Below are 25,441 nucleotides of genomic sequence, written 5' to 3'. Positions count from 1 at the left end.
GTTTTCTTTTAAATCAATGTAAATGGTTCTCAATTACATTTCAAAGAGGGCAATCGATAAACCGAATTAATTTTTCTTATCCGAACAAAATTTAATCATATTTAATTTCTTGAAGAACCTTGGAACTATAACTAGCCTTTTAACATAAATATAACAAACCGTGTCGAAATCGTAGTTTTTGTGATTTTTCGTAAAGTTGTTCGATATTTGCATCGGGACGCAAGGAAGCTCGCGTAGGCGTAGCGGCTGAGCAGAGGAGAGATCTTTTGAAAAGATTAACGACTACTCTAGCCTTATCACTGAATGTGATTTTAATCACATTTTCCTCTTTTGGTTGGTCAAAGGAAAATGACTACAACATGACAAAAGGGGTCACAGAGATAAGTGGGCAAGTGTATGAATTACATATGCTGATTTTCTATATCTGCTGTGTAATTGCTTTGATTGTTTTTGGTGTGATGTTCTATTCCATCTTCCGTCATCGCAAGTCAAAAGGAGCAGTTGCCGCACATTTCCATGAAAGTACAAAAGTGGAAATTATTTGGACGGTCATACCCATCATCATTCTTGTCGCTATGGCGTTTCCCGCAACAAAAACTCTAGTAGCAATGGAAGACACAAGCCAATCGGATATCACGGTCAAGATCACAGGCTCGCAATGGAAATGGCATTACAGCTATTTTGGCGAAGATGTTGAGTTTTTTAGTTTGCTTGCCACCAGCCAAAAACAAATTGATGGAATCGAAGCTAAAGGCGCACATTACTTACTGGAAGTAGACAACCCTTTGGTGTTGCCTGTGAATCGCAAAGTGCGTTTTTTGATGACTTCTGATGATGTCATTCACTCTTGGTGGGTACCGGACTTTGCCGTCAAGAAAGACACCATTCCAGGTTTTATTAATGAAGCATGGACAAGAATTGATGAGCCAGGCGTATATCGCGGCCAATGTGCGGAGCTATGTGGTCGTGCACACGGATTTATGCCGGTGGTGGTGCATGCGATGGAAGAAGAGAAGTTCGATGAATGGCTAGCGAGTAAGAAGCAAGAACTCGCACTTCAAAAAGCGGCGGCACAAGAAGCGCTCTCTCAAGACTTATCTATGGATGAATTGATGTCGCAAGGCGAATCGATATACACGGCGCGTTGCGCTGTGTGTCATCAGGCAAATGGTGAGGGGATTCCGGGTGCATTTCCCGCGATTAAAGGCAGTCCTATTGCAACCGGAGATGTTACAGAGCACATAGATATTATTGTCAACGGTCGCCCGGGCACCGCAATGCAGGCTTTTTCTAATCAGTTAAGTGACAAAGAAATTGGCGCGGTTATCACATATCAACGAAATGCATGGGGCAACGATACTGGCGATACAGTGCAAGCATCCGATGTGAATGCCTTTAAAGCACAAGGCAGTGCTAAGGAGGAAATATGAGTAAGCCAATAGATAAGGCAGTGAAGTCTGCGCCAGCAGAAGCCAGTGCGAACAGTACCATTGCGATTGATGATGGTCACGAGCATCATGCACCCCAGGGCATCACTCGTTGGTTGTATTCTACAAGCCATAAAGACATAGGCACCCTCTACCTTTGGTTTAGCTTTGCGATGTTTCTAACAGGTGGTGCGATGGCTATGATCATTCGTGCCGAACTGTTCCAGCCAGGGCTACAGCTAGTCGATCCGCAGTTTTTTAATCAAATGACCACGGTACACGGTTTAGTGATGGTATTTGGTGCGGTGATGCCAGCATTTACGGGGCTTGCTAACTGGATGATCCCGATGATGATCGGCGCTCCAGATATGGCGCTGCCGCGCATGAACAACTTGAGCTTTTGGATCTTACCTTTTGCATTTCTCATCTTGTTGAGCTCGTTGTTTTTACCTGGCGGCGGTCCTGATTTTGGTTGGACGTTTTATGCTCCGCTGTCCACGACTTATGGCCCGGATAGCACTGCGCTGTTTGTATTCTCTGTGCATATCATGGGTATCAGCTCCATTATGGGCGCGATCAACGTTATCGTGACGATCGTAAATATGCGAGCTCCGGGAATGACTTGGTTCAAGTTACCAATGTTTGTTTGGACTTGGTTAATTACCGCTTTCTTGCTAATCGCGGTTATGCCGGTATTAGCGGGTGCGGTGACCATGGTTCTTACTGACAAATATTTCGGGACTAGCTTCTTTGACGCAGCTGGTGGTGGTGACCCGGTAATGTTCCAACACATCTTTTGGTTCTTTGGTCACCCAGAAGTGTACATCATGATTTTACCGTCGTTTGGAATCATCTCCGCCATTCTGCCTGCTTTCAGTGGTAAGAAGCTGTTTGGTTATCATTCGATGGTTTACGCGACGTGCAGCATTGCATTGTTATCTTTCCTTGTGTGGGCGCACCACATGTTTACCACGGGGATGCCAGTTTTTGCTGAGCTCTTCTTTATGTATTGCACTATGCTGATTGCGGTACCAACGGGAGTTAAAGTCTTTAACTGGGTTGCCACCATGTGGCGTGGAGCTCTGACATTTGAAACGCCAATGTTGTTTGCCATTGCCTTTATTGTGCTTTTTACTATTGGCGGCTTCTCGGGACTGATGTTGGCGATTGTGCCGGCGGATTTCCAATATCATGACACTTACTTCGTGGTTGCCCATTTCCATTATGTGTTGGTATCTGGTGCGGTATTCTCGATCATGGCAGCGGCATACTACTGGCTACCTAAGTGGACGGGCAATATGTACGACCACAAGCTGAGTTTATGGCATTTCTGGTGCTCAATTATTTCCGTCAATGTCCTGTTTTTCCCAATGCACTTCCTAGGCTTAGCGGGCATGCCAAGACGCATACCGGATTACGCCATTCAGTTTGCTGATGTTAATCAAATAGTATCAATTGGCGGGTTGGCATTTGGGTTGTCACAACTGATCTTCTTATGGTTGGTGATCAAGTGTATTCGTGGCGGGGAGAAGGCTTCTGCAAAACCATGGGAACGTGCGGAAGGCTTAGAGTGGACAGTGCCAAGCCCTGCGCCACATCATACGTTTACTACACCGCCTAAGATTGACTAGCAAGTGGGGTGAGTGACATGAAACCGAATCCATCAAACAAGAAGCTCACAGTGAAGTTACTTTTGGCGACCCTGTTAATGTTTGGCTTCGGCTATGCACTGGTCCCACTTTATGACGTGATGTGCGACGCACTGGGAATCAATGGAAAGACAAGTGAAGTGGCCGTCATTCAACCGACAGGTATGCAACCGGACATGAGCCGAACTATTCGCGTGGAGTTTATGGCGCATGTCAGCCCAGATATGCCTTGGGAGTTTAGACCCAAAGTGATTTCGATGGATGTTCACCCAGGTGAAGTCGTGCAAACCGAATACCTTGCATTTAATGAAAGCGGGCAGAAGTTGGTGGGGCAAGCCGTTCCTTCTGTTTCTCCCGGGACTGGAGCTGCTTACTTCAACAAGATTGAGTGTTTTTGTTTTAACCAGCAGCCCCTGGATGGTAAACAGCAAGCTCAAATGCCGTTGATTTTTTATATCGAACCGGACTTGCCGGAGTCTATACACACGTTAACGCTGTCTTACACACTCTATAAACTTCCCCCTCCTACAGGCTCTTAGCCACTCAGGGAGAGAGATACAGACCAAGGTTGGTCAGTAAGGAGAAAAATTATGAGTAACAAGCCAGGAACATATTATGTTCCCGCTCAAAGTAGCTGGCCGATCATCGGTGCATTTGCTCTGTTTTTAGTGGCTGTTGGCGCAGGCATGACCGTCCAGGGGACACAAAGTGACAGTGCAGTGGGAACCATTGGTGGCATTGTGCTAGCGGTGGGCTTCTTGTTCTTGCTTTACATGTTGGCTGGTTGGTTTAGTAATGTGATTACTGAATCACTGAGTGGAAAATACAGCTCGCAAATTACTCGTTCTTTTCGCCAAGGAATGAGCTGGTTTATCTTTTCTGAAGTGATGTTTTTTGGTGCCTTTTTTGGTGCCTTGTTTTACGCCAGAATGATTTCTGTGCCTTGGTTAGGTGGGGCAGATAATAACTTCATGACCAACGAAGTCCTGTGGCCAACCTTCGAAGCGATGTGGCCACTCACACTGACACCGGGGGGAGAAACAACACAAGCTATGCCGTGGCAGGGCATACCCCTTACCAATACTATCTTGCTGCTATTGTCGTCTATTACGCTACATATGGCGCATATAAGCCTTGAACAAGACAAAAGAACGGCACTGATTGTTTGGTTAGAGATAACCATCGTACTTGCTGGCTTTTTCCTATATTACCAAGCGGTTGAGTATGTTCATGCTTATCAAGACATAGGGCTCACGTTGCAGTCCGGTATTTACGGTAACACGTTCTTCATGTTGACGGGATTCCACGGTTTACACGTTTGTCTTGGGACTATCTTCTTAATCGTGCTGCTGTTCAGAATCGCTAAAGATCACTTTTCGCCAAAGAACCATTTTGCCTTTCAAGCGGGCAGCTGGTATTGGCATTTCGTGGATGTGGTTTGGTTATGTCTGTTTGTGTTTGTTTACGTACTTTAGGCTCATTGTGAACTCTTGGTCCGACTAATAAGGGCGAGGGTTTGGTGCTAGCCAACCCGAGCTGAGCGCAATAAGCAAAAGGACGACCACCAAAGCGGAGAACATGACTCGACGGCCTAAGTAATGACTCATGGGTTTGTCTCTTTTTTCAGGATTATCTGGGTCTTCACGAACCATTTCGATAAGCGCTTTTGCGAGGTTGAAGATAATGAAAAGCAGCAAAAGGACAAGCGTCAGTTTGAATAGAAATACGGTGGACATGGCACCTCCGGTTTCATCATTGTTGTTATCAAGACAATTATGGCTATCGAAACGGTTTTGGGTTGCAGTTGGTTTAACTGTGGTTGTGTTTTCTCTTTTGGTCAAACTGGGTTTTTGGCAGTTTGAGAGAGGGCAAGAAAAACAAGCATTGGAACAAGCCATTCTCGCGCGTGCGGATAGTGCGTACCGAGCACTAAGCGTCGTTCTTGAAGACAACGACTGGCGAGAGGAAAGTATCCTCGGGAAAAAAGTGGAAGTTAATGTTGTTCCTCAGGCGTTTCCCGTAATTTTGTTAGACAACCAAACGCATCAAGGCAGTGTGGGATATTTAGCATTTCAGATTGTATTGACGAGCGATGAGCCTAGTGCCTATGCGTTATTGGAGCTTGGTTTTGTCGAGGGAAGAGCAGAACGCTCAGTGTTACCAACGGTCACCAAACTCGATAATTCGACTTTCATCACAGGACGCCTGTACCGAAAATCTACTAATCCACTGAGCTCAGAGTTAATGCCGGAAGTTGGCGATGTTATTCGCGTGCAAAACCTAAACATCGCGCAATTGAATCAGCTACTGAATATTGAACTTATGCCCGCAGTCTTGCAGCCAGACAATTTAACTCGTTGGCCCTATGACTTTCCTTGGAATCCATTGCCACTCAATAGTGCCAAACATTTTGGCTATTCGATTCAATGGTTTTCGATGGCAGGTGTTTTCTTATTACTGACTTTAATTGTTTTTGTTCGTTGGCAAAAAAAGTTGCGTCACATGGAGGTGAAGCATGACATCTAAAGTAACCAAAGGACGACTAATGTTGATTGCGCTGGTTTGTACGTTCGCGCTTCCCGCTGTCATTGCAAAAGTCATTCTCACACAAGGGTGGTATCAAAGCGGAGTGACCAATAGAGGCGAGTTAGTCGAACCATACACGACGTTAGAGCAACTTGGTCAAGAGTCACCTCTCAAAGACCATGGTTGGCAACTCGCTTATGTATTGCCTAACGAATGCACTGAAGAGTGTAAACAGCAGCTTTACCTGCTTCAGCAAAGCCATGTTGCTTTAGGTAAGTATCAAGAGCGAGTAGTGCCAGTCGTTTGGCAGACTGAGCATTCAGATCCCATAGAAGTATCGATGTTAGCGATGCAAATGAATGAATTGGTTACCGCAAAAGTGAAACCTGGGCAAATGTTGATCGTTGATCCTCTTGGGCAACTGGTGATGTCTTACTCGCCGAAACCAAATGAGGACTTAGTCCTATTGAATAAAGGTATGTTGGTGGACTTACGCAAGCTCTTAAAATTGTCACGAGTCGGTTAGAGGAAGTGCATATGAAATTAATTCAGTTGGTTAGATTCAGTTTGCTGCTAACTCTCGTGGTGATCATGTTAGGGGCATATACTCGCCTTTCAGATGCAGGGTTAGGTTGCCCGGATTGGCCTGGTTGTTATGGGCACTTTTCTGTGCCGCATCAAGAAGAAGACGTCATACGTGCTAACCTGAACTTCCCCGAGCGGGCAGTAGAGCATGAGAAAGCATGGCTTGAGATGATTCATCGCTATTTTGCAGGAACGTTAGGTTTAGTCATTTTTGCGATGGCTGCAATATCAGTAAGGTCTGAGCGTGTAAATTCAATCATTCCGATGTTGCTAAGCGTATTGGTGATTGGGCAGGCACTTTTGGGAATGTGGACAGTTACTCTTAAATTAATGCCCGTCATCGTGATGCTTCACTTGCTCGGTGGTTTTGTTTTATTGGCGTTACAGGCGATTTTTTACTGCCAATTAAAAGCGCAAAACAATCTCTATTTCTCTCCATCTTCTAGCTCTCTGAGAGGCTTTTCATTGTTGGTTTTTCTGGTTGTTTTGGTGCAAGTGCTCCTTGGAGGATGGACTTCGTCAAATTATGCTGCGCTGATGTGTACCACACTGCCGATTTGTGAGGGAGACTGGATGAGCCATCTCTCATGGAAAGAAGCGTTTTCTTTCTGGCAAACTGGATTCGAGAATTATGAATTTGGTGTTTTGGAGTATCCGGCAAGAATGACTATACACGTCACTCATCGTATAGGCGCTATTGTTACCGCCACCGTGGTATTGGCTTATAGTATTGGGCTTATGAGGCAAGATTCTCATCATTCACAGAGAATCGGAGGGTGGTTGTTATTCACTCTGGTGTGCCAAATTATGCTGGGTGTAAGCAACGTAGTATTTCAACTTCCTATCTATGTCGCGGTGGCGCACAACCTTGGTGCCGCTGTTATGTTGAGTCTCGTTTGTGTTAGTCAGTTTTACTTGTGGCAGGGTAAAACGGCTTGGAATTACACCGCGAAAGGAGTTCGCTATGAGTAAAGAAATCGCGCTGTCGTTAAATGGGCGAAAGCGACTAAGTTCCGTTTATTTGAAGTTAACGAAACCTAAAGTGGTGGCGTTAATGTTGGTGACGGCAGTAGTAGGGATGAGCTTAGCCCCGGTTGATGATTTCCCCTGGTTGCAGGCGGTAGTTGGCCTAACGGGGATTGGTCTGATGGCCGGGTCTGCGGCAGCGTTTAATCATCTAATTGACCGCCGAATTGATGCGAGAATGGCACGCACACACAAACGACCATTGCCATCGGGTGAGACTAAGCCATCATCGGTGATAGCCTTCGCTACAGTTTTAGGTGTCTTAGGGTTTGTACTTCTATATGCGATGGTCAACCCGCTGACGGCATGGTTGACTTTGATGAGTTTGCTCGGCTATGCGATGGTATACACAATGTACCTCAAACGTGCTACGCCCCAAAATATCGTCATTGCAGGGATTGCCGGTGCGATGCCGCCTCTTCTCGGTTGGACTGCTGTAACAGGGCAATTACATGCGAATGCTTGGCTGCTCGTGATGATCATTTTTATCTGGACGCCACCACATTTTTGGGCTCTGGCTATTCATCGTGTCGAGGATTACCGCAAGGTAGATATTCCCATGCTGCCAGTGACACACGGCATTGAGTACACCAAAACTTCTATTCTGTTGTATACGGTGCTATTGACTTTGGTTTGTGTCCTACCGGTTTTGGTTGGTATGGTCGGCGTGGTGTATCTTTTTGCCTCGCTACTACTCAATGTTGGCTTTATGTACCATGCATGGAAGCTAAAATATGCACCAGAGCCAAATACCGCGATGGAGACGTTTAAATTCTCTATCTATCATCTTTTGGCGTTGTTCATTGCATTGCTTTCGGATCACTATATTGGTTTTTAACCTCTCTTAAAACAGAAAACGCCGCGTGGTTCGCGGCGTTTTTGGTTTTGATACTTTGGCTTTAAGACAAAGCTTTCTAGATTTATTGAATTTCTAGCAGTTCAACATCAAAGATCAAAACACTTGCTGGTGGAATTGGGCCAGAGCCACTCTTACCATAGCCAAGCGTGCTTGGTACGAAAAGGCGGATTTTCTCACCTTCTACCATGTATTGTAGACCTTCTTGCCAGCCTTTAATGACTTGGTTAAGACCAAATGAAATAGGCTCACCACGATTAACAGAGCTATCGAATACCGTGCCATCAATCAAGGTGCCGTGGTAGTGTACTTTTACTTTACTTGTTGCCGTTGGGTGAACCTCACCTTCGCCTTTTTCAAGAACCATGTATTGAAGGCCACTTTCTGTTGTGATGACGCCTTCTTTTTTCGCATTTTCTAGTAAGAATGCTTGGCCTTTGGCAAAGTTTTCATCTGCTACTTTATGGTTTGTCCAAGTACGGTAAATGAAAAAGCCCGCCAAAATAAAAATAATAAGAGGAAACAAAAATTTAGACACGTAATCTCCTTGTCTATTTAGGTTGTTTTAGCAAAAAGTTGATGGTTTCTGCCATGGCTTCAACGCTGTCATGACCACCAGTAATCACTTGATATTTTCCGTTTACGATAAAGGCTGGAACGGAGTTAATTTGGCCGCGAGTCGTGATCGCTTCTGCCTTAGTGATGTACTCAAACAGCGTTTTTTGCTGTGCTTCATCTAAATGGTAAGGGCTGATAAGGTTGCGAGACTCAAAGGCTTTCTCAACAGCGATTTGGCGTTCCTCAGCCGTTGCATCGGCACCCATTTGCACAGCAGTAAAAAGATCTGCCATAAACGCTTTATCTGGTGTTGATTCAAGCTGCATTACGGCAGTATAGAAGATGATGGCGCTCACTTGTGCACTTTCATTGAACGTTACATGCATTTTTTCAACGCTTTGATCGGTCAATGATTCAATTTGAGGGACAAACTCTTCCATTGAGCGGCAGTGGCCACAAGTTAAAGAGAATGCTTCAGTCAGGGGAGCTAAATCATATTCTTCAAGGGATACTGGCAAAACTTCGTATTGTTTGCCTTGCTGAGGCTGACTCTTGCCGCTATCGCATGCCGACAAAGCCATTACGGCAACAACAACAGCAAAGCCTTTCGATATGGTTTTTAACATAGTAGTGCTCTAAATGAGAAATTTGCGTTAGTTTATCGGTTAACGATAGTGACTAAAACCATTAAATAACAATAAAGTGAGACCATTGGTAACAGACTTTGCCTGACGTATGGGCTGTAAGGGTAGGGTATTTTAGTGTTGCTTTTTATTTGAGAGATGATTTTGCATTGACTCCAGTGGCATGAACGCTGCATAGACAAACCAATCGGTGGACAAAAGCGCTAAAGATTCGGCGTGTTTTGTCGACACAATGAACAAGAGTTTTTCTACGTTGGTAATGGTATGAAGCATTGGTTTTTAATTGTTTGTGGCATTCTGGCCGGGTGCAGTAGCCTCGATCAAGATATGGTCCCAGGTGGGAACATTTTAGATACAGCTCCTAAATCAAACACTGAGCTGAGACACCCAGAGTGGGGATACCCGAGCGCATCCAATGTGGCTTCTTCCTCTCGTTCATATCAAACGGCGAGGGCGTCAGTAAAAAAGTCGCAAAACGTGACCTCTCTGGAAATGTTCCTGAGCAGGCATAACATTCCTCACGAGACGCTCAGTGGTGGCCACCTGATGATACGTTTGAAAGAGCAAGTGCATTTTCAAACGGGCTCAGCAAGGTTATCTGCTCAATCTCAAGACTGGATCCGAAACATTGGTCACTATCTGGCGGGAAGAACTGATGTTGATGTCGTGATTGATGGTCATGCGGATAGTACGGGAGCTGAAAGCTTCAACGACACGCTATCTGAAAAGCGAGCTCGTGAAGTAGAAAAACAACTATTGGCGACGAGTATTCCACGTCAACGAGTGTTTTCTAGAGGCTTCGGAGAGTATGTACCGAAGTGCAGCAATGCGACAGCGAGTGGTAAAGCTTGCAATCGGCGCGTAGAGCTAACATTGATCGTGGATGAATAACGCAGACGTTAGGCGGTAATCTTCGTTGTGTTGTTCTTGCATACCCGTTATTTGCTTAGTGGAGTTTAAGTTCGGAGTTGAGCAAGAAGACTGAATAAGGAAAGCTCGCACGGCAACATTTAGCTAGAAAAAATAGAAAAGAGGCACCGTTAGGTGCCTCTTTTACATCCGCCAATGTTCATAGGGGGAACTTAGGCAAATTCTTTTTCAACGTAAGCGACGATGTCAGATGACTCGTATAACCACTGTGTCTCGCCATCTTTTTCGATACGAAGACAAGGGACTTTAACTCGCCCACCACCTTGCTCTAGTTCAGCTCGATGAGTCGGGTTATTTTTTGCATCACGTAGCTCAATGTTCACCGATTGACGCTTCATTGCACGGCGGACCTTTACGCAAAAAGGGCAGGCTTCAAATTGGTAAAGTGCGTATTGTTTCGCTTTTTCATCAATACGTTGCTGTTCTTCTGCGGTGCGCTTAATACCACGAGGTGAGAACACCGCGTTCAGCAATAAGATAACCTTGCCTAAAATCCAACGGATAAACTTCATAATGATCCCTTGATGTTCATTGGGTAATTGTCCTTTAAGAATGCAATCATGATGCTTGTTGCACTGAGCGTGAAGTCTATCAGTTGTTTGAAATGGATAAAACCATGTATTTTATGCGGAAAATAGACGTGTAAACCAACCCCAAAAGCCACTTGCTGAAGCCGGACGGGCTTCTTTACCTTGATAAAAACTTTGCATGAGTTCGGTTCTGAATGCATCAACGTCCATGCGTTTTATGACAAGCTCGTGCTGCAATGTATTTTGAGTCTGCTCGGCATGATCGTGCGCCAAGCTGAAATCCATATTTAAATAGCCTTGCGTGTATAACCAAAGGTGGGTGACTAAGATTAGGTCTTCAGCAGATTGGTTAGTAAACTTATCCGCGTGCTCATTACCCAAGGAGTCAGTCAGAACTTGCTGCATACGCTGGGTAGAGTGAGCATTTTGCTCGTAGTTAGCACTTGCTTCAATATGTGATTTGGTCAAAAGGCCAAGCAGGTGAAGAGTAGGTGCTGTTGTGGGTTTGTTCTCACAAACTTTTGTAAATAGTTGTGACTGTTCTTTTAACCAACGTCGCTTTGCTGCTTTATGTTCTTTAACAAAGGGGATTTCTTCAAATCCCATCTCTTGACTCAGTTCACTAAGAGACGTCATGGTTTTTTAGTTCCTTCACCGTTACTTCGATATGTTGATCATTGATATCAACAAAAATTGAGCTGCCAGTAATCATAACAGAAAGGCTAGTACCTCGGTCAAGGTGCTGACAAATCAAGTCGATAGCGTCATAGTCAAAGCTCTCTACGTTGACGGGAAGCATTGAGAACTTTCCTGACATTTTGTCCCACCAGACAGCCGCTTTGGTGTTATAAGTGTAAACTTTTACATGCTTTGCTAGGCGAGAAGCTTTCTTAATTCTGTCTGGTTCTGGTTCGCCAATTTCAATCCAGTGAGTAATGCTTTGATCATCGCCAACATGCCATAAATCAGGCTCTTCAATCGTAGAGAGTCCTTTTGTAAACTCCAGATTGCTTTGAGCATTTAAACAGTAAGCTAGAATGCGAGCCAACATTCGTTGCGGCTTTTCAGAAGGGTGAAGGGCGATAGTTAGATTTTTAGAATCGTAATAGTCATTATTCATATCGGAAATGGCGATACGAAATTTGTAAATGGTTGGTTTAAGAGCCATAGATTTATATCGTTTTGTTGGCAAAATAAGTTTTAGGCAAAAAAATAGCCAGCTTTAAAAGCTGGCTATCGTATCAAATTCTTTAAGAATTAAAGTACTTTGATTTGCTCTGCTTGAGGGCCTTTTTGACCTTGAGAGATAACAAATTCTACTTTCTGGCCTTCAACTAGAGTACGGAAGCCGTCACCAGTGATTGCAGAGAAGTGAGCAAATACGTCAGGACCGTTTTCTTGTTGAATGAAACCGAAGCCTTTAGTTTCGTTGAACCACTTAACTGTGCCAGTAGCTGTGTTAGACATGTCTATTTCCTAAATATCTAAATAATGTAATCTTTCGCCTCAACGGCGCTTATAGCGTGGAAAAATAAATTGCTATTGCGTACCACAGGACGACGGGTTACAAGTAATCCAACGAAATGTGAAAACAAAGAACTTTCTTTCTAGCCGTGTTTGAGTCTAGGTTAATTCCACGAAGAGTCAACATATATTAGTGCTTTATGGACAAATATTTGTATTTAGTCACTATTTAACCAGCATGTTTTTGATTAAATTTCAAATAAATGACGGTGATGTGAAGTTTTTTAGCATAAAATTCAACTAAATCTATAAATTTGACTTATTTATATAATTATTGTCCAATCTGGTTCGACCATTAAGGAGGATTTATGGCAAAGCGTAAAATCAGTCCTCAACCGAGTGGCTCACAACATGAGACCGACTTCGGCAGAGGTGAAATCAAAGACAACGCGTTAAAAGCGGTCGTTACCAGTCAGCTGTTCCAAATACGAGTCGTTAAAGCGAAAAAAGGTAAAGGTAGCTTCAGCCGTAAAATGAAGCATAGAGGCAAAGAGCCCTATTCAAAGTTCTCCCCAAGGTGGATTTTGAATAGGGCTTTTTATTGGTACTAGGTGTTTGCAAAACTGATGATATTCAATTTTTTAGTACCAGATAAGTTTTCCTAATTTATCATGTACTGCTTCAACTGCTTCAACTGCTTCAGCGAACCAAGCGTTGAAAGTACCAATTAAGTACTAAAACTTACTAAGTTAGATTCATATCAATAAGCGTCACTTCCTGTATTATGCAACTCTACTATATCTTTAGTCTAATCAAACAGCCGAGATTATGGTTTAAAAAGACTGGTGAGAAGTAGGTATGTCATCGACGAGTTATGGTACTTATGGTTGCAAATGTAAAAAAGCGTGTGCTTCTTTATTACTACTGTGGCTGTCCATTTGTCCGATGGCGCATGCACACAAGTCAGAGTCTCATTCTTTAATTGTTGCTAACTCCAAAGCGTGGAAGCCGTTCTCTTACCTTAGCCCAGATGGTGAACCTAAAGGTATTTTAATCGACTTTTGGAAAGAGTACGCGGCGAACAACCAAATCGACGTTCAGTTTCTCCTTTTGGATTGGGATGCTTCTTTACAAGCCGTAAAAGAGGGTAAGGCTGACTTTCACGGAGGACTTGTCTACTCGCCCGAAAGAGCGAAGTATATGGACTTTGGCGCAGTCATAATGCCTATCCAAACCAAATTGTACGTAAATAAAGATGTACTTTCGGTTGATATCAGGAGTGTTTTAACTGGCGAAATGACGCTGCCAATTGGCGTTGTTAAAGGAAGTTACGAGTCTGAGTTTGTTCAGACGAATTACCCGAATGCACCTATCGCAGAATACATTAACAATGATTCGATGATACAAGCCGCCGTCGATAAAAAGGTGCTGTACTTCGTTGCAGACCTGCAAGTTGCTAACTTTTATATGGCAACCACGCCGGGAGCGGGTATGTTTGTCCCGACAATTAGCTTATATAGTAAAGATCTTCGGATTGCAGCAGGAATGCACAGTGCAACTTCCATTTTAGAGGTATCAAGAGCGTTTGAAAAAGTCATCGATACGGATCGTGAGCGGATCCTCACCCGTTGGAGTGTGGTGAAAACGGTTTATCCACTTTATCTTTTCCCTATTGCCATTTTCATCATGGCGGTTGCAACGCTTTATCATATTTTTGCCCTCAAACGTATGGTTGCTCTTCGGACAAGGCAATTAACGATTGCCAATCAGCAATTGCTGGAGATGACGTTGACGGATTCTCTCACAAAGCTATACAACCGTAGACACCTTATTGAGCAATTGGCGCTACTGAATCATTTGAAGCGAAACTTAACGGTGATGGTGTTTGATATTGATGATTTTAAATCAATCAATGATCGATATGGCCACCTTGCTGGAGACCGAGCAATAGTTGCCATCGCAGAAGCCGCTAAGTCGATGACTGATGACCGAATGACATTGGCGAGAATTGGAGGAGAAGAGTTCGCACTCGTTACGTCTTCTCTGTCAGAGCGAGAAGCACTCAATTTTGCCAATATGCTCTGTAAAGCAGTTTACGATCAGCCTGTTATACTGGGCGGACAAGCAATTCATTTGAGTATCAGTTTGGGCTGTGCTTACTATCCTGAGTTTACCCACATCGTGAGCTTGCAAGATGCTGACGAGTTGATGTATCAAGGTAAGTCTGAAGGAAAGAATCGTGTAGTTTTCCAAGTTATAACAGACTGTCAGCTTCAACCTGCGCTTCGTCAAGTGAATTAGATCTCGCTAATTCAACTGATACTTCAAACCATCCTCAAGCCTCAAAGTTTTAGTCAGAGTAACGTGGTAAGCGTTAACGATCACGTTGCGTTGTTTTCTTTGAGGCCAATTTGCGTACAAATACTTGCACTTTCATATATATAACCCCCCACCTGCTCACGTTTTTATCATAGAAGCAGTAATTGTTTTAAAGTGATAAGTGATTTCTTGGTAAAGATCAGAACCCCTGTCTACACTCAGTGTAAAGTAATGCATATAAAGCATGATGCATACAGTGTTGTACAAAAACAATTAAAGAAGATAAGAAATAAGTTGGCTTGAGAAGGACGGGGAATGAACAACGAATGCTTTGCTAGGTTCCGAGCTGTCACGGATGAACTGTCAATGAAAGAATCGTTGTCAGTTGGGAAAGACCCTTATGCTCACTATCTCAAAGATATTGTGGGGATTGATTTGTTGTCTCGTGAAGAGGAGTTGCATTACGCCAAACTTAATCGAGCTGGTGATGAAGAAGCGCGCGAAATGTTGATTGAGTCTAATCTTCGACTTGTTGTGAAAATCGCAAAAGGTTACCTCAAACGGCCAGGCAATAACTTTACTCTGCTTGATTTAATAGAAGAAGGTAACATTGGTTTGATAAAAGCGGTCGATAAGTTCGATCCTGAGCCAGGCTACCGTTTTTCTACTTATGCGGTATGGTGGATTCGCGAGAATATAGAAGCGGCATTAATGAACAATGGCCGCACGGTACGTTTACCTGCTCATGTGTGCAAAGAGATAAATAGCCTGGCTTTAAAAAAGCTCGATGCGTCAAAAAGTGAGAGCAAGGAGTTGTCTATTTCTGAACTCTCACGCTGCTCAGGGGTGAAAGCAGAACGTATAGATGAACTTGTTGCTCTAAGTGGTTTTATTGATGTATCGACCACTGCGGACCTACATCGTGTTCCATTTGTTCTTGAACTGTGTGAAAGTGAGTATACGCCAGATCCACAACAAGACTGTGAAAACCAGTGCTTTACTCAAGCTATTGAAAATATTATTAAAACTTTGCCAATTAAGTTGCAGAAAGTCTTGATCCATCGATTCGGATTATTTGACCAGAGAGTGAAAACCTTGTCGGAAATAGGCCTGTTATTAAACGTATCTAACGAGCGTGTTCGTCAGATGCAGATAGAGGCGGTTGAACGCGTGCAGAAACGTCTCCGATTCGATGGTTGGGTTTAAGATTTTTAGCCCCTTATCCTAGCTGATTAATTTACTGGCTTGCTACTCTGTTCTTCCGTAAGTAACAGCAGCTCAAGCTGTGCTTTAGCTGCTGCCTCCAATCTCCATACACTCAATAATCGGTTAAGTGCTGCGCGATAAGTACGACTTTTGAGTAAAAAAGCGAGCGTACTTGTGTAGTTGTTTACGACTTGCGCTTGTGTCTCGACCAAAGCAGTTTTGTTTTCGATGTCGATGTGTTGAAGGTTAAAGTCAGGAAGAAACGCACACTCATACCATACCTCTACAATTTCACGAATTTCGAGTTCTTCTTCAGGCACGTCGAAGTCTTGTAACTGGTAGTTTTCTGGTATCGTTGATAAATAAACCACATCCAATTTGTCTGCAACAAATGTATACATCGGATTCCTTAGTGTACGCGCTTACAGAGTAAATAGTCTCATCGTTTACATTTTTGTCAATGACCGTGCTCAAGTATGAATGATGAACCACACCACATTCCGAACTTAACTTAGACTTTTTAAGTACTTATCGGTTAACCCGAAATACTTCAGGTTGCCATCTGGCTCCAAGACTAAGCTCATATTGGATGTAGAGATCATGCCCGGATCATTCGTTGAGAAAATAACGGTCTTATTGAGTAGTTTGTCGCTAAATAACCGCTTGAAGTAGTGGGAATTTTCTTGCTCTGCACCATTAAATGGCTCGTCAATGATAATCAAAGATTGTTCGCAGTTGCCTAGCCCTAATGCGAGCCGCAGTCTTTGTTGAATACCATTTGGTAAACTTTTACAGATATCAACGCTCAATTGAGTGTCCAGGCCTTGTGGCAACCATGTATCGAGCTCAAAGAAACTCACCATTTCACGCATTTTTTCTGTTGGGATTAACCCATTATGCAAGATGAAGTTAGTCTCCAAGGAGCCTTCAAAAATATGCAGGTTAAACGGGATGTAGTTAATCGAGGTTCGATAGCGGTAACTGTTGAATTGTTTGATGTTATAACCGTCCACCGAAACTGAGCCTTGATAGCGTTCCTCTAGCCCAGCGATAATAGAAATGAGCGTCGTTTTACCGCAACCTGTTGGTCCACAAATCACAACTTTTGCGCCCGGTGGAATTTTAAAACCAAGATTAGTTAAGCCTGTTGCCGCACCACTATAACGATGGCTCACACCAGAGCCGACGATACTACCTTGAAAGAGGCGAATAGGGGGGCTTTTCTCTAACGTTAGCTTATCGTCATTCATCGCCATAAGGTTGTTGATTTGCGCAGAAGACGCCTTAATGGATTGGAACTTAGAAATAGAGTTGTAGATGCCCATAATAGGCCCCAACGCCTTCCAGACTAAAATTACGGTAGCAAGCATTGCACCTGCATCGGAGGTGCCGTCCATCACGCCGATAACGGCCGCGACGATACTTGCGGTACCAATAACCTGAATCAAACTCCCGCCTGCTGCCTGAACCCTGCTATTAGTCACTGAAACATGTTCTGCATCGTTGGTGCTTTGTAAATGCGATGCGCTAAAGCGGGACTGGATAACACGCAATAATGGCAAGCCTTGGATGGTTTTTATACCACGAAGAATCTCATTCCATTGGTAAGAAACCATGGCGTTGGCGCGAGAGCTCTTGGACGTGGCTTGCGAGTAGATGTAACGAGAATAAACACAGAACACCAACATTAGAATCAACCCCGCCATAACGACTAGCGCTGCGGTACCAGACATAAGAGCAATGGCAATAATGAATACGATAACAAACGGCATGTCGAAGTAGCTTAATGTTGACTCTGCGGTTACCAAACGGCGGAAAGTGTCGATGTCCTTCAATCGTGCTAACTGAGAAGAGACACCAGCGGTAGATGTCATCGAATAAGGAAGCCACAACAGTTTGGATATTACGTTTTGAGAAATATGCACCGCCAAATCCTTTCCTGATGTGGCGATGATGTTGACCCGCATTTTCTTGAAAAAGTATTCCGAGAACCCAACAATCACAGCAAATAACGTGAGCCAATAAAGCGTGGCTTGCGAGCTAGAGGTTAAGGCGAAGTTGTACACACTCATAATAAAAAAGGGCTGGAGTGCGCCGAGAATGCTGACCACGAAGCTGAGAATAATCAGGCTTTTGAGTTCATTGTTGTAGCGATAAAACGCGTATTTAATCCAGTTACTGCGGTCTTGAGATTCAGGTGGCGGCTCTCGGAATAAGCGGGAGTATTCGCTGATCGACACCAACAAGCACGGCTTCTTGCAGAGCGGGTATTCAATGGTGTTGTTATTGGTGTAATCAAACAGGATCAGCTTGCCGTCTTTGGTGCCCAAGAAAATCGCAGTGAGGTTTTCTATCTCGATAAAACAAGGATGAGGGTGCCCCTCGATGTGCTCCAACGTTTTTAGTTTGGTGACGTCACAACGGTAACCAAGGCGTTCAATCGTAGCGATAAAACTGTCGCTGTCTTTTGGTTTAGGGATAAAAGCGTCGCTGAGGATGGAAGGTGTGCCTTCCCATTCAAGCGCTATGAGGGTGTAAGCTAAACCACGAATCAAAGGTGACTCATTGTATCGCTCGTCATAACTGCGAGCCTCAAAGTCCAACAAGCGCTGAGGGACATTATTAAAATCAACCAAAATACTCATTGGTCACCTCCGGTAAGTTTGACGCGTTTGAGGCGATGATTGAGTTTGTCCATCTTGTTGCTGACGATGATGAGGATTTTGTCGTTGGCACGATAGGCGGTACTGGTCAAAACCAATCGAGCAAAGTCGTCATCATAAACACAGTCGATGTCATCGAAGATCAATACACGTTTGTTCGCAAGTAAGGCACGTACCAGCAACAAGGCATAAGCGACTTGGCGCGAGAATGGGTTGCGTAAATGTCCTTTTAGCTCGGTGTAAAAACCAGCGGGAAGGGCATCGATTTGTGCTTTGATGTTCATGGTTTCGCAAAGCGCAAATGCGGTGTTGTTTAAGCTCGGGCGGAAACAAGTTAGGTTGTCGATGATGGTGCCTTCGACGAACGAACTGGTTTTGTCGACCATGAGCACGCTATTACGCCAGACATTGTAGTTAACGTCATCCAATGGTGTCTCGTTGATTTGGATATCGAGCTTGGCGTCGGTGTTTTGTCGCGTAATGCAATTCGCGAGGTGGGTTTTGCCTGCGCCGCTTTTCCCTGTTAGCAAGTAAGCCTGACCACGTTCAAACTCGATGCGTTGCTTTTCCGAATACTTCACCGAGATGCGCTCGACTTCCGTCGTGTCATTTTGTTGTTCTACTGATGCAGCAAGCTCAAGCAGCTCGGCGATACGTTGAATATGAAGCTTGTTCAACTCCCAGCGGCTCACCGTGCGCATCACTTGCTGGTATGGCGCGAAGTAACGGTTGGTAAGCATGATGATAGCAGCCATGATGCCTTGACTCGATTGCATGTTGATAACGGCCGTTGCCAAAACCACCACCACACAAGCGATGGAGAGCTGTTGTATGAGCGACAAGATCAGGCTGAAGTTTGATTCAATTTGCTCGTACTTGATGTTCTCGACTTCACGCTCTTCCACCATTTTTGTCATCAAGCTCTCAACGCGATATTCCATATTGCGCGCTTTGATATCGAGTGGGCTAGAGATGATCTCGATGATTTTCGAGGTGGTTAAGCCTTCGATGTCGGATTTGTTTTCTAGGCTGTTGATCTTTTGCTTAGAGAGGCTGAGTGCGAACACTGCTAAAACGATGGAGGCGAGCAAGATGGTCACCCCTGCCCAGATGTTGATCAGACCGATAATCAGAATGGTCAGTATGCTGACAGCAAGGTTGATCAATGCCCGTACAGATTCTCCGCCAAAGAAGGATTTAATCTCTGGAATGGTCGCAATACGCTCTAGGTATTCACCGGGTTCTAGACGACGAAACTTCGATATCTCAGCCAAACAGATTGATTGAAACACCTTGTTGGTTAAGTTGGTTTCGAATTGCTTCATGATCACCGACGAAATCTTCTCTTCCTGATTCTTTAAGTGATAGTCGAGGAAGATGGTGATCAAGATAATGGCAAACAGAAGAAACAGCGTGTCTTTGGCTTGGTTAGGTAAAACACGGTCAAAGATAATAAGAATCGAAAAGGGCAGCACTAAACCAAACAGTGTTGAGATGACCGTTGAGAAAGTCAGATAACACTTGTCAGCAAAGTTAATCTTTTGGGAAAAGTGCTCAGTTTGCATTGCGACCTCCTTTCTTAATCGATGGTTTAGAGAGAAGGTGTTTTGGAACTAAGTCTTGATTGCTTCTGCCTTCGATATCGCTCATCAACTGCATGATGCTTTCGATAGATTGAACCGATAGCATGCCTTTGATTTGCTCAAGATTGATCGATTCAATGATGTAGTCATAGCGCGCGCTCTCGTAATCACGTAGCGCGCTGAACAGTTTACTTTCCGCTGCCAGTAAGTCGGTAATGGTTCGCGTACCAAGCTGATAGGCGCGTTGAATGCCTTTGTAGGAAGCGTAGTTGGCACGGATGATGTTCTCGTAACTGCTGATGGCGCGGGAGAAGTCGTTAATGTTGAGTACTGAGGTGTTAACGCTATTGCGCGTCGCGAACAATGAATCTTGGTACAGCAGCTCGGTTCGCTCGATGGCAGTCGACGATTTTTGATAACCGTAGTAATCCGAACCGCCGGAGAAAATTGGCACATTCAAGTTCAACCCGACGCTGGTCGAGTTACTGTCCCCTGTTGCGGTTGGGTCGGTTCGGTCATAGTTGTTCGCATCGTCGTAACGGTAACTGGCAGAGAGCGATACGGTCGGCACAAAGTTTGAACCGCTTTCTTTCAAGCCTCTTCGGCTGCGCTCGACGGTTTTCTTCGCAACCAATAAGTCGTTATTGAGCTTCAAAGCTTGTTCAAGAATCTCACGTTGTTCGGATTCGCTGATTTCCTCCAAGGGAACACTTTCGTAGATGTCTTGTGATGGGGTGACTGGGTATTGAACTTGAATCTCTAAACCGTTCAAAATTACGCGCCGGTCTTTCTCTAAGGTTCTTAAGCGATTGGCAATGCCTTCTTTCTGGGCAATTACCTCATACAATTCGCTCGCCGCAGTGTTGCCAAGTTCCACGTTGCGACGCATTTGGCGCTCACGTGTTTCAGACGATTTAAGTTCTACTTGGGTGGCTTTGATTTGCGCGTTGTTTTTGAGGTATTCGAAATATTGCGTCGCGATTTCAGAAATGGTGCTCTGGATTTTGTTCTCGTGTTTGATTTCCTCAATGTTGAAATCCAGCTTCGCGGTGCCGTATTTGAAGATGTCGCCAAGGTTAAACACCGATTGCGATAAAGACACGCTGTAGCTATTTGAGTTGTAGCTTGAACGTTTATCTGGTGTTCCCGTTAATATGGTCTCGTTTTCATTCCATGTTGTATCAGCGGCACCGTTTAAAGAAGGCAGGAACTTAGAACGGCTAATGTCGATGTTGTATTCGTTTTCTTCCACGCCTTTGTCACTAGCGCGCAGAGATAAATTGTTTTCCAAGCCGAGTTTGACCGCCTCAAGCAAGGTGGTCGCCATTGCCGAAGGAGCATTGCTCAATGTAAGCGCTGCCAATACGCAGCTAGTTAAGTTTCTGTACCGCCACATACTTGTTGATCACCTTGATGATTTCGTCGTTTTTATAAGGTTTGCTGATCACGTAATCCATTCCAGCTTCGATACAAGCTTGGTGTTCATTACTGCTGGTCAATGCTGTCGCGCCTATGATGGTGCAAGGGTTTTGTCCGCTCTCTTGTTCGTATTGTCGAATGCGTTTGGTTGCTTCAATACCGCCCATGCCAGGCATGATGCAGTCCATAAAAATGATGTCCGAGCGCTGATTCATGAAGTGCTGAACAGCGTCTGCGCCATCGCCAACGGTGTCGGCTTCGTATTCTTGCTTGCTCAAAATACGTTTGAGTAGAATCTGTTGAACACGGTCATCTTCCACAATCAGGAATGAGCTGTTCTCCATCTGATCTTCTGAGGCTTCCGCTTCCATGATTGCTAAAAGATTGGGGATAAACTCATACGGAATCGCAGGGGAGTTCAGAATCTTGTCGACAAAGGTATGGCTCTCTTGCGCTTGCTGAGTGCTAGTGACCGAGAGCAGCAACTTGGTGTTCGGGTGATTGCGCAGTTGCGATTTCACCGTTTTGCTCAGTGAGGGCAGCTTGTTTGGCTCGAACGTGTCGGTCAGCATGATGGCATCGTATTCGCCAAAGGTTTTTGCCGCAGAGAAGAGTTCGTTCGGCGTTCGAATTGGCGTAATCTCTAAGCCCAAGTTGACTAACATTTTGCTCATCACATCAATGCGCAACTGAGAGTTGGCACACAGTAATAGGCGCTTATTGTCGAAGCGAGTTTTCTCGGTGTGGAAGCTTTTGGCTTTCAAATCGAGCTGAATTTGAAAACGTTCCTGATTGCCCGATTGATACCAATGGCTCTCGTAATAGCCATAATCTTTCAACACGCTTTTCGCCAAATCGTCTTTGGTTGCAGTGTGCTGTTTATGGTCGCTCCAGTGTAGGGTATTGAGCTTGGCAAGCGGCACATCCAGCGTGGTTAAGAAGTTTAGATTGATGGTCAGGCGGGTATTTTCAATGTCTGACGCCGCACCTGATTCAATGGTGACAAACAGTTTCTTGTCGGCTTTGAGTTGGATGGCATTTGATAGCTGAAGGAACAACACCCAGAATAAGCTGGTGGATTGTCCTTCAACACGGTTTGGTAAGTTATCTGAGATAAAGCAGTCTAGCTCACCTTCATTTCGCTGCACTTTTGAACTGATGTGAATCATCAATTCAGACAGTACATTCAGCAGTGAAAACTCTTTCGATTTGCTCTCGGTCCCTTGTGAAATGAGTCGGTTGTAGTTCTCTGCCAATTCAGACAGGGTATTGGCAGCCGAGGTTATATCTTGCGCCATCAACACTCCGCTCTCATCGGTCTCTTGAACGAGATATTGCACGCCGCCGTTAATGGTGTTGGTGATGCCACGAATCTCGTAACCAATCAGAGCATAGAGCTGCTTGTAGAGATCGTTATTGCGTTTTTGCTCTTCGAGTTTGCTGAAAATCAGTTTTAGGTGTGAGTAGATCTGACGCTGCTTAGGATTGATGCTCACTTCATTCAGCAACTCTTCCAACCTTTGTAAATCCAGTAGTTTGAGTTCTTGATAAAGCTCATCGAATTCTTGGTCAATGTCACGCTCATTCGAGCTGGATTTTTTCAGTTTAAGGATTGCCACCAAGTTCGATAGCACTGCGATACCAACCAGTACGACAACGACCACAAACAACCAAATGAAGAACTCGTTTTTCTCCATCATTAGGTCGCTCGCATGGTTGTTAAATATGGTCCGGTAGTTGTCGTCCATTTGTAGGTAGTTATTGGTGAGCGAGAGGTACAGTGCCAACACATCGTCGCGTGTTTTTTGGCTGTCTGAGAAGCGATTGATTGCCAGTTCAAGCTGCGTGTATTCGGTCGCGCCCACCAAGCTAAACTCGGTTTTGTTGAGTGACGCGAGCGACTTAAATTGGTCAATTTCGTCTTTCAGAACCTCAAAATCAAGCTCTGTTGTACTGCAATAACGTGCGCTTAAACAGCGTTGAAGCGTTTGAATATCAAACTCGATAGTTTGGTTGAGCTGTTGAGCTTGAACCAACAGAGGCGCGTTTTGCACTTTCTCGACTGAATCCACTTTTTCCCAAGAGATATACAAATAAAAGGCGAGGGCAGCCAGCATCAAGCTGAAAGCGATGCTTAGGCGCATAACAGGAACGGAAATATTGTAAGAAGGTTTGCTACTCATCCATCACCTCTCATCGAATGCGTCTTCGATAGCCGACATAACCGGCTTCGCTGCGTATTCGATCACCCGGCGTGAACCTGTTTTCACGTCTGCGGTAAACTCCATATAAGGGGACAGCTTGTATTGTGTGCCTCCGCGCTCTAGATAGTTTTGACTGATTTGGATTTCCGCGAGATAGAATTCTGCGTCTTCTTCTTCATAAGAAGAACGGCTGATCGATGCAATTCGACCTTCCAAAAATCCGTATTTGGCAAAGTTGTAGGTATCCATCTTCACTTTGACCGCTTGTCCGATTTCTACAAAACCCATGTCTTTACGCGGGATCTTCGCCTCTCCATGAAGGGCGTTATTGATCGGTGCAATGTCCGCGATGCTTTCACCTGGCGGTATCACAGCGGATCGGAAGTTGAAGTGCACTTTATCTACTACACCGTCAATAGGGGCGTAAACCACGAGACGATCCACTTTATCTGAGTGTTGAGGACGTAATATACGTTTCAACTTTAAGTCCTTGTTTGCTTGAATGATTTGCGCTTGATACTCGGCGTTACGATTCTCCACCAAGTCTCGGAACTGCTTCTCTAGTTTGTCGAGTTGGAAGCGCTCATTCATGACCGACTCATCAAGGTTTTCTATCTCACGCACCATGTTTGACTCTTGAACCTGCATATTCAGAACATCGACGTAAGACGCCATTTCCTCTTTGTACAAGGTGTTCTTAATATTGAGCTGCTTGCGGATCAAGGAGAGCTGGTTCTCGGAGCTTTTACGGCGCTTGAGCATTGAATCAATAAGTGAATTCTTATGTTGGATATCGTGAGTGATCAACTCTTCATTGGAACGGTTTTTGGAAAACTCTTGCTGCCAGGTATTCATGTTGACTTGCACTAATTCTGGGTACTTTTCGATGTAGGCAGAAAAATCGGGTTCCACCATATCGCGCAGGCTTTCGTAACGAATCTTGTCTAGCTCAAGCTGAATGATCTCTGTGTTTACCGTATCAAGTTGAGTGTTTCTATCCAGAGAGCGAAGGCGTGCAATAGGCTGACCTTCATAAACCACTTCGCCTTTGCGTACTAGCATTTCTTCTAGAATACCGCCTTCAAGGTGTTGCACTTTTTCGATGTCAGATTCGAGCAATAGCTCACCGCGCACCGACACCACAATGTCGATACGAGCCTGAGATGCCACGGCGATAGCCACCATGGAAAGCAAAAAGATAACCAGCAAGGTTTTGTGTACGCTGGTCATTGCACTGGCTAGCACGATTGTATCGTCTGCTGTTACCTTCGAAGCTTCGTTGTTCGAAACGAGTGCCTTTTTGAGGTGATGTTCTATTTGCTTATTACTCATGAGCCACCCCTACGATTCACTACCTGTGCGGCTATCGATTGAATTTTCGATTTTTAACAGCTGGCTAATTTGTTTGTTTACGTTGTTAAGCTCGGTTTTAACGTCCTCGATCAATTCATTAGGAGCAGGGAAATGGTGTTTGTTTAAGTGTTCAAGCTTTGCCAATTTTGGTGGTAAGTCGTCATCACATAACAAGACGAGAATGGTCTTTAGCCTTTTTGAATAACATCTGAGTGCTTCAAAACGGTTTTGTTTATGCAGCATCTCAATATCAATCCCTGCATCACTGAAATCTTGGTAAAAATCGCCTAATAGCAATTGCAGCCCCTTATGGCTGTTGTCGACTGAGCGCAACAGATTTGTCATATTTATCATTATCCCACCGCACTAATTGCTTTAATGACAACAAGTAAGGATCTTTATACTGGGTTTTCAAATTTTTTTGTTTTTATGGAACTCGAAAGGTATGAAAAAAGTTGTATAAAAAAGTTGGTTTCTAAAAATGGTGTCCTTTACTGCC

At 44.4% G+C, this 25,441-nt stretch carries 26 protein-coding genes; 12 read left to right on the top strand and 14 right to left on the bottom strand.

What is annotated here, in order from left to right:
* Window positions 1–266 precede the first annotated feature (266 nt).
* Genes coxB through R7Q46_RS01875 form a run of 4 tightly spaced genes read left to right on the top strand, consistent with a single transcriptional unit; the run spans window position 267 to window position 4,551 of the window.
* A complete protein-coding gene (coxB, locus tag R7Q46_RS01890) occupies window positions 267–1,430 on the top strand; it encodes a cytochrome c oxidase subunit II (protein WP_318077252.1) in 1,164 nt (387 codons plus the stop codon).
* Window positions 1,427–3,058, top strand: a complete 1,632-nt coding sequence (ctaD, locus tag R7Q46_RS01885) for a cytochrome c oxidase subunit I (protein ID WP_318077251.1) — start codon at window positions 1,427–1,429, stop codon at window positions 3,056–3,058. Before coxB ends, ctaD begins: the two co-directional genes overlap by 4 nt.
* A gap of 17 nt (window positions 3,059–3,075) precedes the next feature.
* The gene (locus tag R7Q46_RS01880) at window positions 3,076–3,615 is read left to right on the top strand and encodes a cytochrome c oxidase assembly protein (RefSeq protein WP_225496291.1); all 540 of its coding nucleotides are present in this window, start codon (window positions 3,076–3,078) and stop codon (window positions 3,613–3,615) included.
* A gap of 51 nt (window positions 3,616–3,666) precedes the next feature.
* On the top strand, window positions 3,667–4,551 hold the full coding sequence (locus tag R7Q46_RS01875; protein WP_213903487.1) for a cytochrome c oxidase subunit 3: 885 nt from the start codon (window positions 3,667–3,669) through the stop codon (window positions 4,549–4,551).
* Between the two features lie 24 nt (window positions 4,552–4,575).
* On the opposite strand, the gene R7Q46_RS01870 is transcribed toward R7Q46_RS01875, so the two are convergent.
* A complete protein-coding gene (locus R7Q46_RS01870) occupies window positions 4,576–4,812 on the bottom strand; it encodes a DUF2909 domain-containing protein (RefSeq protein ID WP_005375504.1) in 237 nt (78 codons plus the stop codon).
* Here R7Q46_RS01870 and R7Q46_RS01865 point away from each other — a divergent pair.
* From R7Q46_RS01865 to cyoE, 4 genes are read left to right on the top strand one after another with little or no spacing between them, the layout of a single operon-like run.
* The gene (locus tag R7Q46_RS01865; protein WP_033906819.1) at window positions 4,811–5,602 is read left to right on the top strand and encodes an SURF1 family protein; all 792 of its coding nucleotides are present in this window, start codon (window positions 4,811–4,813) and stop codon (window positions 5,600–5,602) included. The genes R7Q46_RS01870 and R7Q46_RS01865 overlap by 2 nt on opposite strands.
* Window positions 5,592–6,128: a cytochrome oxidase biogenesis cluster protein gene (locus R7Q46_RS01860; RefSeq protein WP_086047291.1), complete on the top strand. Its 537-nt coding sequence runs from the start codon at window positions 5,592–5,594 to the stop codon at window positions 6,126–6,128. The genes R7Q46_RS01865 and R7Q46_RS01860 overlap by 11 nt, the downstream gene beginning before the upstream one ends.
* 11 nt (window positions 6,129–6,139) lie before the next feature.
* Entirely contained in the window at window positions 6,140–7,159 is a 1,020-nt protein-coding gene (locus R7Q46_RS01855; protein WP_086047292.1) for a COX15/CtaA family protein, read from the top strand.
* On the top strand, window positions 7,152–8,051 hold the full coding sequence (gene cyoE / locus R7Q46_RS01850; RefSeq protein WP_005375639.1) for a heme o synthase: 900 nt from the start codon (window positions 7,152–7,154) through the stop codon (window positions 8,049–8,051). The genes R7Q46_RS01855 and cyoE overlap by 8 nt, the downstream gene beginning before the upstream one ends.
* Window positions 8,052–8,133: 82 nt before the next feature.
* Here cyoE and R7Q46_RS01845 read toward each other — a convergent pair whose 3' ends face one another.
* Window positions 8,134–8,607, bottom strand: coding sequence for an FKBP-type peptidyl-prolyl cis-trans isomerase (locus R7Q46_RS01845; RefSeq protein ID WP_005375638.1), 474 nt, complete (start codon window positions 8,605–8,607; stop codon window positions 8,134–8,136).
* 13 nt (window positions 8,608–8,620) lie between these two features.
* Window positions 8,621–9,253 (bottom strand): thiol:disulfide interchange protein DsbA/DsbL, encoded by a 633-nt coding sequence (locus R7Q46_RS01840; protein WP_005375635.1) that lies wholly within the window; start codon window positions 9,251–9,253, stop codon window positions 8,621–8,623.
* 282 nt (window positions 9,254–9,535) lie between these two features.
* Between R7Q46_RS01840 and R7Q46_RS01835 the strand changes: the two genes are divergently transcribed.
* Window positions 9,536–10,162 (top strand): OmpA family protein, encoded by a 627-nt coding sequence (locus R7Q46_RS01835; protein ID WP_085569492.1) that lies wholly within the window; start codon window positions 9,536–9,538, stop codon window positions 10,160–10,162.
* Window positions 10,163–10,353: 191 nt separating this feature from the next.
* Here R7Q46_RS01835 and R7Q46_RS01830 read toward each other — a convergent pair whose 3' ends face one another.
* The 4 genes from R7Q46_RS01830 to R7Q46_RS01815 form a co-directional block, all read right to left on the bottom strand.
* The gene (locus R7Q46_RS01830; RefSeq protein WP_005375631.1) at window positions 10,354–10,713 is read right to left on the bottom strand and encodes a glutaredoxin family protein; all 360 of its coding nucleotides are present in this window, start codon (window positions 10,711–10,713) and stop codon (window positions 10,354–10,356) included.
* 111 nt (window positions 10,714–10,824) lie between these two features.
* Window positions 10,825–11,367 carry a hypothetical protein gene (locus tag R7Q46_RS01825; RefSeq protein ID WP_167415930.1) on the bottom strand — a complete coding sequence of 181 codons (543 nt, stop codon included), beginning with the start codon at window positions 11,365–11,367 and terminating at the stop codon, window positions 10,825–10,827.
* A complete protein-coding gene (locus R7Q46_RS01820) occupies window positions 11,354–11,899 on the bottom strand; it encodes a YaeQ family protein (RefSeq protein WP_005375627.1) in 546 nt (181 codons plus the stop codon). The genes R7Q46_RS01825 and R7Q46_RS01820 overlap by 14 nt, the downstream gene beginning before the upstream one ends.
* Window positions 11,900–11,988: 89 nt before the next feature.
* Complete coding sequence (locus tag R7Q46_RS01815) at window positions 11,989–12,198, bottom strand: cold-shock protein (RefSeq protein ID WP_005375625.1); 210 nt, start codon at window positions 12,196–12,198, stop codon at window positions 11,989–11,991.
* A gap of 365 nt (window positions 12,199–12,563) precedes the next feature.
* On the opposite strand from R7Q46_RS01815, the gene R7Q46_RS01810 reads away from it, so the two are divergent.
* The 3 genes from R7Q46_RS01810 to R7Q46_RS01800 all read left to right on the top strand — a co-directional run bounded on the left by R7Q46_RS01810 (window position 12,564) and on the right by R7Q46_RS01800 (window position 15,720).
* The gene (locus R7Q46_RS01810; RefSeq protein WP_318077250.1) at window positions 12,564–12,806 is read left to right on the top strand and encodes a ribosome alternative rescue factor ArfA; all 243 of its coding nucleotides are present in this window, start codon (window positions 12,564–12,566) and stop codon (window positions 12,804–12,806) included.
* 247 nt (window positions 12,807–13,053) lie between these two features.
* Window positions 13,054–14,496, top strand: coding sequence for a diguanylate cyclase (locus R7Q46_RS01805; protein WP_167415932.1), 1,443 nt, complete (start codon window positions 13,054–13,056; stop codon window positions 14,494–14,496).
* Between the two features lie 333 nt (window positions 14,497–14,829).
* Window positions 14,830–15,720 (top strand): RNA polymerase sigma factor RpoD/SigA, encoded by an 891-nt coding sequence (locus tag R7Q46_RS01800; RefSeq protein WP_025768458.1) that lies wholly within the window; start codon window positions 14,830–14,832, stop codon window positions 15,718–15,720.
* Between the two features lie 26 nt (window positions 15,721–15,746).
* Here the strand turns inward: R7Q46_RS01800 and R7Q46_RS01795 are convergent, their stop codons facing one another.
* The 7 genes from R7Q46_RS01795 to R7Q46_RS01765 all read right to left on the bottom strand — a co-directional run bounded on the left by R7Q46_RS01795 (window position 15,747) and on the right by R7Q46_RS01765 (window position 25,299).
* Window positions 15,747–16,121: a hypothetical protein gene (locus R7Q46_RS01795; RefSeq protein ID WP_005375619.1), complete on the bottom strand. Its 375-nt coding sequence runs from the start codon at window positions 16,119–16,121 to the stop codon at window positions 15,747–15,749.
* Between the two features lie 105 nt (window positions 16,122–16,226).
* Complete coding sequence (locus R7Q46_RS01790; protein ID WP_053350479.1) at window positions 16,227–18,365, bottom strand: ATP-binding cassette domain-containing protein; 2,139 nt, start codon at window positions 18,363–18,365, stop codon at window positions 16,227–16,229.
* The gene (locus R7Q46_RS01785; RefSeq protein WP_318077249.1) at window positions 18,362–19,948 is read right to left on the bottom strand and encodes an ATP-binding cassette domain-containing protein; all 1,587 of its coding nucleotides are present in this window, start codon (window positions 19,946–19,948) and stop codon (window positions 18,362–18,364) included. Before R7Q46_RS01785 ends, R7Q46_RS01790 begins: the two co-directional genes overlap by 4 nt.
* Window positions 19,938–21,362 carry a TolC family protein gene (locus R7Q46_RS01780; protein WP_062730940.1) on the bottom strand — a complete coding sequence of 475 codons (1,425 nt, stop codon included), beginning with the start codon at window positions 21,360–21,362 and terminating at the stop codon, window positions 19,938–19,940. Before R7Q46_RS01780 ends, R7Q46_RS01785 begins: the two co-directional genes overlap by 11 nt.
* Window positions 21,337–23,568, bottom strand: coding sequence for a response regulator (locus R7Q46_RS01775; protein ID WP_005389023.1), 2,232 nt, complete (start codon window positions 23,566–23,568; stop codon window positions 21,337–21,339). The genes R7Q46_RS01780 and R7Q46_RS01775 overlap by 26 nt, the downstream gene beginning before the upstream one ends.
* A gap of 3 nt (window positions 23,569–23,571) precedes the next feature.
* Entirely contained in the window at window positions 23,572–24,921 is a 1,350-nt protein-coding gene (locus R7Q46_RS01770) for an HlyD family type I secretion periplasmic adaptor subunit (protein WP_318077248.1), read from the bottom strand.
* Between the two features lie 9 nt (window positions 24,922–24,930).
* Window positions 24,931–25,299, bottom strand: a complete 369-nt coding sequence (locus tag R7Q46_RS01765; RefSeq protein WP_031777210.1) for a hypothetical protein — start codon at window positions 25,297–25,299, stop codon at window positions 24,931–24,933.
* Window positions 25,300–25,441 lie beyond the last annotated feature (142 nt).

The sequence above is a fragment of the Vibrio sp. 811 genome, assembly GCF_033339195.1.
This window is presented reverse-complemented; position numbering and strand designations above follow the sequence as displayed.